At 50.1% G+C, this 11,719-nt stretch carries 11 protein-coding genes; 6 read left to right on the top strand and 5 right to left on the bottom strand.

Translation table 11 applies throughout. The features are described from left to right. Nucleotides 1-409 precede the first annotated feature (409 nt). The 3 genes from AC3WQT_RS11875 to AC3WQT_RS11865 all read left to right on the top strand — a co-directional run bounded on the left by AC3WQT_RS11875 (nt 410) and on the right by AC3WQT_RS11865 (nt 2,255). A complete protein-coding gene (locus tag AC3WQT_RS11875; RefSeq protein ID WP_492704108.1) occupies nt 410-934 on the top strand; it encodes an SRPBCC family protein in 525 nt (174 codons plus the stop codon). Between the two features lie 53 nt (nt 935-987). Further along, nucleotides 988-1,278 carry a hypothetical protein gene (locus AC3WQT_RS11870; protein WP_492704107.1) on the top strand — a complete coding sequence of 97 codons (291 nt, stop codon included), beginning with the start codon at nt 988-990 and terminating at the stop codon, nt 1,276-1,278. Between the two features lie 92 nt (nt 1,279-1,370). After that, nucleotides 1,371-2,255: an AraC family transcriptional regulator gene (locus AC3WQT_RS11865; RefSeq protein WP_492704106.1), complete on the top strand. Its 885-nt coding sequence runs from the start codon at nt 1,371-1,373 to the stop codon at nt 2,253-2,255. Nucleotides 2,256-2,263: 8 nt separating this feature from the next. Here AC3WQT_RS11865 and AC3WQT_RS11860 read toward each other — a convergent pair whose 3' ends face one another. Further along, nucleotides 2,264-2,845, bottom strand: coding sequence for a pyridoxamine 5'-phosphate oxidase family protein (locus AC3WQT_RS11860; protein WP_492704105.1), 582 nt, complete (start codon nt 2,843-2,845; stop codon nt 2,264-2,266). Between the two features lie 348 nt (nt 2,846-3,193). Here AC3WQT_RS11860 and AC3WQT_RS11855 point away from each other — a divergent pair, with 348 nt between their 5' ends. After that, on the top strand, nt 3,194-5,329 hold the full coding sequence (locus AC3WQT_RS11855) for a S46 family peptidase (protein WP_492704104.1): 2,136 nt from the start codon (nt 3,194-3,196) through the stop codon (nt 5,327-5,329). A 55-nt stretch (nt 5,330-5,384) separates the two neighbouring features. Here the strand turns inward: AC3WQT_RS11855 and AC3WQT_RS11850 are convergent, their stop codons facing one another. Continuing rightward, nucleotides 5,385-5,798, bottom strand: coding sequence for a GFA family protein (locus AC3WQT_RS11850; RefSeq protein ID WP_492704103.1), 414 nt, complete (start codon nt 5,796-5,798; stop codon nt 5,385-5,387). Between the two features lie 38 nt (nt 5,799-5,836). Continuing rightward, a complete protein-coding gene (locus AC3WQT_RS11845) occupies nt 5,837-8,662 on the bottom strand; it encodes a bifunctional diguanylate cyclase/phosphodiesterase (protein WP_492704102.1) in 2,826 nt (941 codons plus the stop codon). A 254-nt stretch (nt 8,663-8,916) separates the two neighbouring features. Between AC3WQT_RS11845 and AC3WQT_RS11840 the strand changes: the two genes are divergently transcribed. Continuing rightward, on the top strand, nt 8,917-9,114 hold the full coding sequence (locus tag AC3WQT_RS11840; protein WP_492704101.1) for a DUF1737 domain-containing protein: 198 nt from the start codon (nt 8,917-8,919) through the stop codon (nt 9,112-9,114). Between the two features lie 28 nt (nt 9,115-9,142). Then, entirely contained in the window at nt 9,143-9,949 is an 807-nt protein-coding gene (locus tag AC3WQT_RS11835) for a CPBP family intramembrane glutamic endopeptidase (protein ID WP_492704099.1), read from the top strand. Nucleotides 9,950-10,016: 67 nt separating this feature from the next. Here AC3WQT_RS11835 and AC3WQT_RS11830 read toward each other — a convergent pair whose 3' ends face one another. Both AC3WQT_RS11830 and AC3WQT_RS11825 read right to left on the bottom strand, forming a co-directional pair. Beyond that, nucleotides 10,017-11,111 carry a hypothetical protein gene (locus AC3WQT_RS11830; protein WP_492704098.1) on the bottom strand — a complete coding sequence of 365 codons (1,095 nt, stop codon included), beginning with the start codon at nt 11,109-11,111 and terminating at the stop codon, nt 10,017-10,019. 101 nt (nt 11,112-11,212) lie between these two features. Continuing rightward, the gene (locus AC3WQT_RS11825) at nt 11,213-11,695 is read right to left on the bottom strand and encodes an SRPBCC family protein (RefSeq protein ID WP_492704097.1); all 483 of its coding nucleotides are present in this window, start codon (nt 11,693-11,695) and stop codon (nt 11,213-11,215) included. Between the last annotated feature and the right edge of the window lie 24 nt (nt 11,696-11,719).

Here is an 11,719-nt window from a genome sequence, read left to right as displayed (position 1 = left end):
CTGGGGAAGTGCTGGAAGGTGTTGGCATGGTGAAAATTAAAAAGTATTTTTAAAAAATGCAATTGGATTGCCAGTATTGTAAAGTGAAATAAGGCCAATATCATAAAATGTGAATTTTTATGAGGTATTAGCAATGCGCAATGCTGGATAGTGGGCGAGGGCATCGCTAAACAAAAAATAGTATGCCTGGTTTTGCCCGCATAGATTTTTCAACAGGTGATCAGCATTACACTTGATATTGGCTATGACAGCAGCGGGGTGTTTTTCCGCATCTTCAATAAGAGCGTGAGCCCTGTACAATTCAGAAAATAGTCACTGTAGGATGGCTGACATGACACACAACTTGCCATCCATTCATCATTAAAAAACAGCAATCATCGACCAACATTGACAATTCAGGAGTCGTATCATGATATTAGCAGCCATAGCCATCCTTTTGCTGATTGCCTTTGTTTTGTTTGTCGCCGCCAGACCTGACAATTTCAGGGTAGAACGTGCGCTGACCATGCGTGCCAGCCCTGAACAGATTTTCCCCTTGATCAATGACTTTCATGAATGGGAAGCCTGGTCGCCCTGGGAAAAGGTCGATCCTGCTGTCCAGCGTACTTATAGCGGTGCTGAGTCAGGCAAGGGAGCGGTATATGCTTGGAAGGGTAACAAGCAACTTGGCGAGGGCAAGATGGAAATCCTTGATACCCAGCCTTTCAATTACCTGCGTCTGCAAATCAATTTTTACAAACCCTTTGCGGCACAAAACACCATAGAATTCCGCCTGGAAGAAAAGGATGGCAGCACAGTCGTCAGCCATGCCATGTTTGGCCCCAGTAATTTCATGTCCAAGCTCATGAGCCTGTTTTTCAGCATGGATAAAATGGTTGGTGGCAAGTTTGATGAAGGCTTGCATAACCTGAAAAATATCGTCGAGAAAACCTGAGCTTATTTGCAGGACTATGCACGAAAAAAACAGAATTCTTGAAAGGATGGAAAATGGCAAGACAACGAAAATTCTATATCTGGCTATGCCAGCATAGTCTTGCCTGTTTTCTGTTACTGACCTTGAGTTTTGTCGTATTCGGCAAACTGTCTTTTGATATCGTCCACCTGTTCAGTGCGAATGCTGAATACCTGCTCGACAATGGCTGGATAGGCCTGATAGAAGGCGGCCTGCAGCAGTTGCTTGAACTCATATTGTCAGCCTGCGCTGCCATGGCAGCCTATATGGTCTTCAAATTGTGTGAGCAGGCTTTGCTGGAGCGCATGCGACACCGGGCTGAGTAAATAATGTAAGTCAAACCAGGCAAAACAGAGCAAGAACTATCATGCGGTAAATCCGGGCGCTGGCTATTCTGCAGCCTGTCAGGGAGAAATCATTGAGTGAGCGCCATATCAACTACTACGCCAGAATGCTGCGCGTCTTGCAGTACATCGATGTCCACCTGGATGAGGATTTATCGGTTGAGCGTTTAAGTGAAATCGCGGCTTTCTCAAAATTTCATTTTCACCGGCAGTTTTCTGAATACTTTGGCTTGGCGGCATTTCGCTATGTTCAATTGCTGAGACTTAAAAAAGCCATGTATGAACTGGCATTTCGCAGCCATAAACAGGTGATTAATATCGCACTGGATAATGGCTATGAAAGCAGTGAGGCTTTTTCCCGCGCTTTTAAAAAAAGCCTGGGTCTCAGTCCGGCACAATTCAGAAAGCAGCCTCAGTGGGACAACTGGCAGGACAGCAATCTGACCATAGACCAATTGAGAGAACAGCATATGCCTATTACTTACCAAAACAGCGATGTACGCATCGTCAGCTTCCCGGAAACCCGTATCGCCGTGCTGGAGCATCGCGGTGCACCCGCTTTGCTGCCAAACAGCATCCAGCAATTCATCGCCTGGCGCAAGCTCAACAAATTACCGCCCAGCGTCAGCGCGACTTTTAATCTCATCTATGATGATCCTGAGCAAACGCCGGCTGAGGACTATCGCTTCGGTCTTGCTGCCGCCGTAGTTGCGCCAGTGGCAGAGAATAAGCATGGCATCGTCAACAAAATTATCCCTGGCGGGGAATGCGCAGTGTTAAGACATACCGGCACAGACGCACAACTGGGTAGTGTCGTGCGGTTTTTGTATAACAACTGGCTGCCACAAAGCGAGCGCAATTTGCGCGATTTTCCTTTGTTCTTTCAACGTATCAGTTTCTTCCCGGACGTACCTGAACACTTGATGGTGACCGATGTATTTTTGCCCTTGCAGGCATAAAATTTTTGCTATGCACGCGGCCTGGTCCCGCGTGCATTTGCCAGCATTTCTTCGATTTCCTTTTCGGTAAACCGGCGTGTGATGTGCTGCGGACAATTCCATTCCACTGCGGCTATCGTGATCACGATAGCGCGTTCAACGCGGGCGGGGTAACCGGGCATTTCCAGACTGGCCAAGAGATGGGGATCATCTACTTCATGAACGATTTTGGCATGCCCCCATAGTTTTAAACGACGGCGGTTCGCATAATCCATGATGATCAGGGATACCTTGTCATTCGCCAGCAGATTACCCACACTCAGGTATTGGGCGTTGCCATAAAAGTCGGCATAAGCGATGGTTTTTGCATCGATAACTTTGAGAAAACCAATTGGCCCGCCACGGTGCTGTACATAGGGCCAGCCATTTTCCGATATCGTCGCCTGATAAAAACTGTCACGGGCAGCAATGAACCCGGCATCCCTGTCCAGCAGGGAATCACGTTTTTCTTCTACCATTTCAAAACCACGATTGGCTTCACGGCTGCCATACAGGCTTTGTGCGGTTTTTACGCTCGGGGTAAAAGTGATATCGGCAAATGCGCGTGACATGATGTTCTCCTGATTGTGGTTCGATGCAAACTTATTGCACAGGTATCAGTTTGAACTCTTCTTTGATTTACAAGAATAGTCTTTATGCTGAATTGGTTATTCCAATAAATGGAATAATGAAAACAGGTTCGCATATTCAAATCCGGAAAAACTGGAACTAATTACTCAGGGATTTGTCTGTAACTACGTCTAATTGTGCTGATTTCATGATAAATAACCAATAAATCTGCATGATTTTCAAGAAAATTTCAGAAAATCCCTGGCCGCTGCCCTAACCCGGTAGCGCTCGCGGCTATACTGCAGCGAGAGGTAAGATCTGTACCGTAAGAACTCATTTTGGAGTGTATTTTGTTTAAAACCATCGCTTTTCCGTTGGCCCTGGCCGGTATTTTTTCAACTGCTTATGCTGATGAAGGTCAGTGGCAACCCTATCAATTGCCACAACTGAAGTCTGAATTAAAACGCATAGGCATCAACGTACCAGCAGAAAAATTGGCGGATTTGCAAAAGCACCCCATGTCAGCGATGGTGTCCCTGGGTGGTTGCTCGGCTTCTTTTGTGTCGAATACTGGCCTGGCGGTAACTAACCATCATTGTGCTTACGGTGCCGTACAAAGAAATTCAACGGCGGAAAAAAACTATATTGCGAATGGATTTTTGGCGAAAACCCTGGCAGATGAATTACCGGCGGGCCCGGACGCACGCATGTACATCACCGACAAGGTCGAGAATGTGACAGATCAGATTAACAAGGGGCTGACTGCTGCCATGTCGGGCCGCACCAGGGCTGAGCATGTAGAAAACCGCATCAAGGCCCTGATTGCTGAATGTGAACAAGACAAGGCATATCGTTGTTCCGTCCCCAGTTTCCATCGCGGCCTGGAGTATTACCGCATACGCCAGATCATGATACGCGATGTGCGCCTGGTCTATGCACCCTCAGACAAGATAGGTAATTTTGGTGGCGAGGTCGATAACTTTGAATGGCCGCGTCATACCGGTGACTACGCCTTCCTACGCGCCTATGTAGGCAGGGATGGCCGCCCTGCCGACCTGTCTGCCGACAATGTGCCGTATCAGTCAAAAGACTTCCTCGTCGTATCTGCCCAGGGTCTGAAAAATGGTGACCCTATCTTGTTGGCAGGTTACCCTGGCCGCACCAGCCGCTACAAATTGCCGGCAGAAATACGCTATGCCCGTGATGTCAGTTACCCTGCCAAAGTGGCAGAATCCCAAGCCGACCTGGCCGTCATTGCTGCTGCAACGTCCGGCAATGCCGGCGCCGGTGTACGTTATGCCAGTGTGGCCAAAGGTCTCAATAATGGTTTGAAAAAGACGGAAGGTTTGCTCGAAGGTTTTGCCCGCAAGGACATTGCAGCCATCAAGGACGGGCAAGATGCAGAATTCCGTCGCTGGTATGCGCAACATGGCAGCGACAAGAATTTGCTGAAAGAACTTGATGCTGTCATTGCTGCCGACATGGCGATGTCAGAAGAAGAATTTGCCTGGTCGGTCGCCAGCACCAGTGAAATGCTGAAGAGCGCACGCACGCTCTACCGCCTTGCGGTGGAAAGCACAAAACCGGATGCAGAGCGCCAGCCCGGCTACCAGCTACGCGACATGAATATCATTGCCGGCAAGCTCAGCCGTCTGGAACAATCCTATCTGCAAAATGTCGATCAGGCCAGGTTCACCGCAGCGCTGCAAAGATATAATAAATTGCCCGCCAAATCCCATCCACAGGGGTTGGATGTATTGTTACCGACACCTGAAAGTGTCGCCAGCATATATCAGCAAAGCAGCATGGGTGAAACCTCCAAGCGTCTGGCCTGGATGGGCAAGGACCGCAAGGCCTTTGAGCAATCCGACGATGCTTTCGTGCGCCTGGCCGTGAAGCTGCATGATACTGCCATGTCACTCGAAGACCGCCGCAAAGAGCTGGATGGCAATCTGGAACGGGTAATCCCGCAATACATGCAAGCCGTCATAGAATGGAAAAAATCCCAGGGCAAGCCAGTTTATCCAGATGCCAACTCCACCCTGCGCGTGACCTATGGCACGGTAGCACCTTACTCGCCGCGTGATGGCGTCATCAAAGGCCCGTTCACGACAGTCGAAGGCATAGTAGAAAAACACACGGGCAAAGCGCCTTTCAATATGCAGGAAAATTTACTCGCTGCAGTCAAGGAAAAACACTATGGCGCATTCAAGGACAATGTCCTGCAGACTGTACCTGTCAATTTCCTGTCCAGTGCTGATACGACGGGTGGCAATTCTGGCTCCGCCGTCTTGAATAAAAATGGTGAACTGGTGGGTTTGAATTTTGATTCAACCTATGAATCGATTACCAAGGATTGGTACTTCGATACTGCGATCACCCGTGCTATCCATGTCGATATACGTTACATGTTATGGGTCATGAAAGAGGTTGACCATGCCGATAATTTGCTGAAAGAAATGACGATCAGATATCCGGCGAAATAAGCTGTTGGATTGATGTCAAAGCGCGTTCCTGAAAATGGGACGCGCTTTTTTTACCTCAGGGTTTTCGTGGTGTTTGCTCAAAATGTCTGCTACTGTCCGCTGTGCTTAACCAGGACAGTTTGTTCTCACAATAAATATCCATGCGCGGTGACAGACTTTCATGTTGATTGACTGTACCCAGATACAGCATGCTCAAGCCTGCATAAGTTTCCCGATTGGAGTTATACAGGGGAGTGCCGCAGTCAGTACAAAAGTGACGCTGGGTACGTGATGTGACGGTATAGCTTTTCAGTAATTCCTGTCCTTGGGTGAATACCAGGTCAACAGCTTTTACGACGACATAGGAAGACAATGCTGCTCCCGTCATACGGCGGCACAAGCCACAATGGCAGGCCACGATCTGCAATGCGGGGGCAGGATAGTGATAGCTTATTTTTCCGCAACTGCATTGACCGCTGATTGTTTGCATAATGTCTCCATGATCTTGTTCATTTACACGCTTTATGTTCATGCACCTTCCCACTCCAGGCCTTTACCTGCTCCCCAGATCAGAGGGGCGACATAGTTGTCAGCCCAAGCTTCAACCTGTCCGGCTGGCATGGGACGGGCGACGCCGTAACCTTGTGCCAGTTCGCAACCCAGGCGCATCAGGGCCACGCCATGTTCAGCGCTCTCCACGCCTTCTGCAATCACGCCACGGTTGAAGGCGCGTGCCAGGCCGATGACGGCGCTGATGACGGCCAGGTCGTCCTTGTCTTCCAGCATATCACGGACAAAGCTCTGGTCAATTTTCAGGGTATCGGCGGGCAGGCGTTTCAGGTAAGACAATGAAGAATAACCGGTACCAAAATCATCAAGCGCAAAGCTGACGCCGATTTGCTGACAAGCCAGCATGACTTCGCGCACATGTTGTATATCCTTGATGGCGGCAGATTCGAGTATTTCTATTTCCAGGCGCTCAGGGGCAACATCTGGGTAGGCGGCCAGCACCGCACGCAGGCGCTCGACAAAATCCTTGCACTGGAAATGGCGGGCCGCGATATTCACGCTGATCACCCAGTCCACATGCAGATGTGTCCATATGCGCAATTGCTCCATGGCCTGTTGCAAGACAAAATCACCGACATCGATGATCAGATCTGTATGCTCTATGAGCGGCAAAAAATTCAGCGGGCCCACTATCCCCTGCTCAGGATGTTGCCAGCGCAGCAGCGCTTCCATGCCGACGATACGGCCCTGGCGCATATTCACCTTGGGCTGAAAGTACAGACGCATCTCGCCCTGTTGCAAGGCCTGGCGTACGCGGGCGCGCTGATTGTGGTGCGTGCGCAATTGCTGGTCTTGCTCAGCGTCGAATAAATGAAATTGATTGCGGCCATTCAGCTTGGCCTGGTACATGGCCTGGTCGGCGCAACGCAGCAGGGTATCGGCATTCACATCATCACGCGGATAAATTGCCACGCCTATGCTGGCCGACAGGCTGATGCTTTGCTGCTCTATTTCATACGGTTGCGCGAGTACAGCCAGCAACAGTGCCAGGTTCAATTCAACGCCGGCGATGTCACGCTGGTTTTGCAGCAGTACGACAAACTCATCACCACCCAGGCGCGCCACGTGATGTTCGCTGCCTGCATTGTCTTCCAGGCGGCGCGCGACTTGCTGCAATAATTTGTTGGCAAATTCCTGACCATGACTTTCATTGATGGCCTGGAAATGATCGAGATCCAGCAGGCAAACTGCCAGCCAGGTTTCCTGGTCGTGGGCAGTTTGTATCGCTGTGCTGAAACGCTCTGCCAGAGCGGCGCGATTTTCCAGGCCGGTCAGGATATCGTGCCCCGCCTGCCAGCTGAGTTGCTGCATCAGTTGATGTTTTTCACTGACATCACGGAATACCAGCACACAGCCCATGACCGTGCCATCTTTTTGCCGGATGGGGGCTGCCGTATAATCGACTTCAAATTGCTGACCACTGCGTGCAGTCAATAGCTGATTATTCGCTTGCAAGATATCTGCGCTCTGAAAAATTTTCTGCAAAAAATCTTCCAGTTGATCGCGCTGCAAGGCATCACTCAGAGAAAAAACGTCAGCCAGTTTCAGCGTCTGTGCTTCTTTTCTGTTCCAGCCGCAAATTTGCTGCGCTGCCTTGTTCAGCATCAGTATGCGTCCTGCAACATCAGTACTGATGACCGCATCACCGATAGATGCCAGAGTGGTTTCCACTCTTTCATTTTCTGCTGCCAGTGTTGCCTGCGCCTGGTTGCGTTCACTGATGTCGATAAGTGCACCTATGCTGCCTATGGCTTCGCCATCAACATTTGTGAAACTGGCCTGATAGTAGATCACATCCAGAATTTGCCCGGCAGCCTGTATCTGTATTTCCCTGACCAGCTTGCCATGTTCATTTTCTATCGATGGCCTGGGGTCATTGTCCAGTGCCAGCATGGGCATGGGCCTGCCGACTACATCACCGGCATTGAGGGAAAACAGTTCTTCCCATGCGCGGTTGATACGTTGACAGATGCCGTACTGGTCCTGGAAAAAAATCGGGATGGGCAAGGCATGCAGCAATTGCCAGGTGAAGTGCAATTGCTCGCTATTGGCACGCTGGCTGCGTTGCAGGGTCATCAGCAGGGTCTGTACTTCATTAGCCATGCTATTGAAGGTTGTTGCCAGGGCACGCGCTTCTGCAGTGCCGGTGACCGACATGCGTATGGAATGCTGGCCCTTCTTGAATTTATCCGTGGCATCTGCCAGTCTGCGCAAGGTCTTGACGTTGGCGCGCAGGATCAGAGCCAGCAAAAAATAAATAGTGAAAATGATGGTCAGCGAGATTTTGGCCTGGCTCATGACCTTTTCCCAGATATGGGTGTTTTCAGCCGCGATGGATGTTTCCAGACGTAGCACACCGATATCGCCATTTGCCAGTCTGACCTGGCTGGCCGTGCTTTCTGCCTGCAGTGCTATGAGACGGTTAAACCATGCTGGTGAACTTGCTGCGGGTGATGTTTGATCCTGGCCTTGAATCTGTTCTTTTTTATATTGCCAGGTGATGCGCCAGAGTACCGGGCTGGACTGTACTTCCTGTATCAACAGCTGCCGTATGGCCTGGTTATCGCTGCGTTCAGACAAGCCGCTGAGTGTGGGGATCAGATAATGGGCGCTATGCCTTAGCTCTGCCGTCATCCTTTGTCTGGCATCGGCGACTTCGCCGTTGATCATCAGGTAGTAGCGCAGACCACTGACAGCAATAATCAATACAAAAATAGGTACAAATAAACGGGTATAGATTCCTCGCTGTTGCCATCGCTGTAAAAATTTTTGTAATGTTTGCACAAATTCAACAAATTTCAGTGAAGTAAAGCAGTGTGATCAAGGAGGGAGAGGAAAGCTAATTGTGAGTAATTGTAACCTGAAGATTAATATTGCCGTATTGAAAAAATAATTTAAAGAAAAGTAATACGCAAAAGCAATGCACAAAAGAAATACATAAATAAGTCACGCTGCTTTTTTACGCAGGCCAGTCTGGCCGGCATCATCGAATATAATGTGCCAACTTCTTTGATCCTACCGTTTGGACTGCACGCATCATGAAACTCTATCGTTATCTGACCGGCCCTGACGACAAGACATTTTGCATGCGTGTCTCTGCTGCACTGAATCAGGGCTGGGTCCTGTATGGTGGCCCGACGCTGAGCTTTAATGGGCAGCAGACCATTGCAGGGCAAGCCATCATCAAGGAAGTCGATGGTGAATTTTCGCACGACCTGGACTTGTCGCTCTTCTAGAGCGGGTCAGAATTGAGCGACGACTGTAATGAATCAAAAACTTGAGCGTTTCCCATCTGGCCTGGAAGCTTTCTTTCTGATTGTTTTTTTGCTCGGTATAGAAATGCTGCTGAACATGCTGGTACATGACAGCATGTCGTGGACAGGCATAGGCATGGATGAGGTAGATGGTGTCATCATGGTGTTGGCCTATGGCATCCTGTTCACAGCTGTGTTGCAATACAAGGGTTTAAGTTATAGCGAACTCTTCCATTCCTCTGCAGGTACTTCGTTTGCCCGTCTGTTGTTACTATTGGTGCCGATATTTCTTTTGGTCCCTGGCCTGGAATTATCACTGAATTTTCTCGGTGGTTTGCTGGAAGAGTGGCAACCTGTATCAGAGAACCAGCAAAAAGTATTCGAAGAGATGATGTCAAACGGAGTGCACTCCGTCATCGTCGCTTGCCTGGTAGCCCCTGTGCTGGAAGAGATGTTGTTTCGTGGTGTGGTCTTGCGCAGTTTCTTGCAACAATATTCACGCAGGCTGGCAATTCTTGGTTCTGCCAGCCTTTTTGGCCTGGCCCATATGAATATCTATCAGTTTCTTTGCGCCTCGGTATTAGGTGTGATCTGCGCATGGCTATATGAGAAAACCCGCTCCCTGTGGCCCGGCATTTTTTTGCATGCGAGTTCGAATGGCGTTGCCATTTATGCATACAGGTGGGCGACGCTCAGGGGCATCAGCACCACCTGGCAACCTTCAGCGACTCTGTGTGTGGCGGCTTTGATTTCTGCCAGCCTGGGTGTCTATCTTTTGAGGCGCATGCTGGTCAGTGAGAATGCAGCAGGTTTATAAAAATGCAGAGCCGTAGCTTATGAAGCTACAGCTCTGCATTTCAGTAATCATTACAGCAATACGCAATTTATGCTGGCAGCAATTCACGCTTCAAACGGCGCGGCACTTCCCAGTCGAGTTCGGTTTCACGCTTTTTTTCCAACGCATCGATATGCTTGAGCTTCTTGCCTTCGACAAACTGGCCAGACAAGAGCAGGCGTGGTTTACTGACGGCAGACACAAGGCCATGCGTGGCCCAGCGTGAGCGTGGCAGGCTGGTGGCAGCCAGGATGCCGTAATCAGCGCCGCAACTGATACCTTTTTCAGCGACAAGGGATTCGCCAGACTTGATGTATTTGGCGGCATAGATGCTGCCCTTGGTAGCAATCCAGCGGCCACTGTGGATTTCACCACGCAGGCTGCTGATTTCGCCGGTGGCGCGCAGATAACCCCAGCAACTGATGTCGCCCTGACTGTGGATGCTGGCCACATCAAGGTTGCCCTGGCAAATCAGGTTGGCAGCAAACAAGGCACCTTCGACCTGGATATCCGTTTCACTAAACAACTCGCCCTGGCAATTGCAATCGCCCGCAACATGGATGGCTGCTGCCGACAAATGGCCGCCAACAAACTGGATCTCGCCAACTTCCAGCACATCATCCAACTGCACATTGCCATGGCAATCAAGGTCGGCACAGGCGACATAACCCAATGCCTGGATATCGCCGAAGCCACCAAAAGCATCATGATGGTCATAGCGTGCCAGGATGGCAGGATGCACCAGGATATCCATATAGCTGCTGCCATCGGCAGCCGGTTTGCGCTGGTCCAGTTCCAGCATGCGCGCCATCCAGTCGGCACTGCAACCGGTTTTGATGAGGTATTCCACATCGATATTGCCACCAGCATCGAGGGCATGACCTACATACAGGGATTGCACGCGGATATCACCAGTGACCGTCAGCTTGCCCAGGCAAAACACTTCTTCAGCCTCTAAATCACCGTCAATCAGGCAATCACCACCGACGATGAACTGGGTGGCAATCACGGCATCACCCTGGATGTGCACGTCACCGGTGCTGGCAAATTGCTTGCGTTTCAAGCGTGTGGTTTGTACCGGAGCAGGTAAGTCCATAGCAGCCAGGACAGGCTTCTTGGTTGCAGGAGTGGTGCGCTTGGTCATGGGTACCTTGGAATAGAGTAAAGAAAGAATGGAGATTACAGAGCCGCATTATCCCCGAAATGCCAGCGGCTCAGCAATTCATATACTGTTTTCAATATAGGTCAGGAAGGCAGGGCATCCAGCCGCCCGCTTTCTGCCAGTTCGCGAATAATCCGCACGGTTTCCACATCGGCTTCCTGATAAGCTGATTTGCGGTATTCGTTATACATTTTAGCTTCGGCATCTTCTGGCTCAGCGTTGCCGCTGTCATAGGCAAAACGGACAAACAGCGCCTGTGGTTGCGGCTCTTCTATGCTCATGCGTAATGAGGATTGGGGAATGTCTTTCTGGGCCGCCACATCATAATGCACATGCTCAAGATGGACGAGGCTGACGCGGTCGGTGATTTCCAGCGTGCCATATTTCAGGGTGCGCGTCATGCTGACTTCATTGTGGTCCATGATGCTGGCATCATCAAGGTAAGAGACAAACAGCTTCGGCATTTCTGCCCGCAATACCAGACCACGCCATAATTGTTCGCGGCTGATGACCTCGACAGCGGGATTGCCGAGGTCATTGATTTCAACTAAATGTTCAAATTTCATGGAGCACCTTTTTTCTGATGCCGC

This window comes from Undibacterium sp. FW305-107 (assembly GCF_058788535.1).
Note: the sequence above shows the minus strand (reverse complement) of the source record. Positions and strands in the feature narration are given on the sequence as shown.

Bases quoted from the DNA above. Each gene is read 5' to 3' on its own strand.
- AC3WQT_RS11850 (WP_492704103.1), bottom strand. From the start codon at position 5,798: ATGCAAACAATCAGCGGTCAATGCAGTTGCGGAAAAATAAGCTATCAC.
- AC3WQT_RS11840 (WP_492704101.1), top strand. From the start codon at position 8,917: ATGAAACTCTATCGTTATCTGACCGGCCCTGACGACAAGACATTTTGC.
- AC3WQT_RS11870 (WP_492704107.1), top strand. From the start codon at position 988: ATGGCAAGACAACGAAAATTCTATATCTGGCTATGCCAGCATAGTCTT.
- AC3WQT_RS11825 (WP_492704097.1), bottom strand. From the start codon at position 11,695: ATGAAATTTGAACATTTAGTTGAAATCAATGACCTCGGCAATCCCGCT.
- AC3WQT_RS11875 (WP_492704108.1), top strand. From the start codon at position 410: ATGATATTAGCAGCCATAGCCATCCTTTTGCTGATTGCCTTTGTTTTG.
- AC3WQT_RS11830 (WP_492704098.1), bottom strand. From the start codon at position 11,111: ATGACCAAGCGCACCACTCCTGCAACCAAGAAGCCTGTCCTGGCTGCT.
- AC3WQT_RS11860 (WP_492704105.1), bottom strand. From the start codon at position 2,845: ATGTCACGCGCATTTGCCGATATCACTTTTACCCCGAGCGTAAAAACC.
- AC3WQT_RS11835 (WP_492704099.1), top strand. From the start codon at position 9,143: ATGAATCAAAAACTTGAGCGTTTCCCATCTGGCCTGGAAGCTTTCTTT.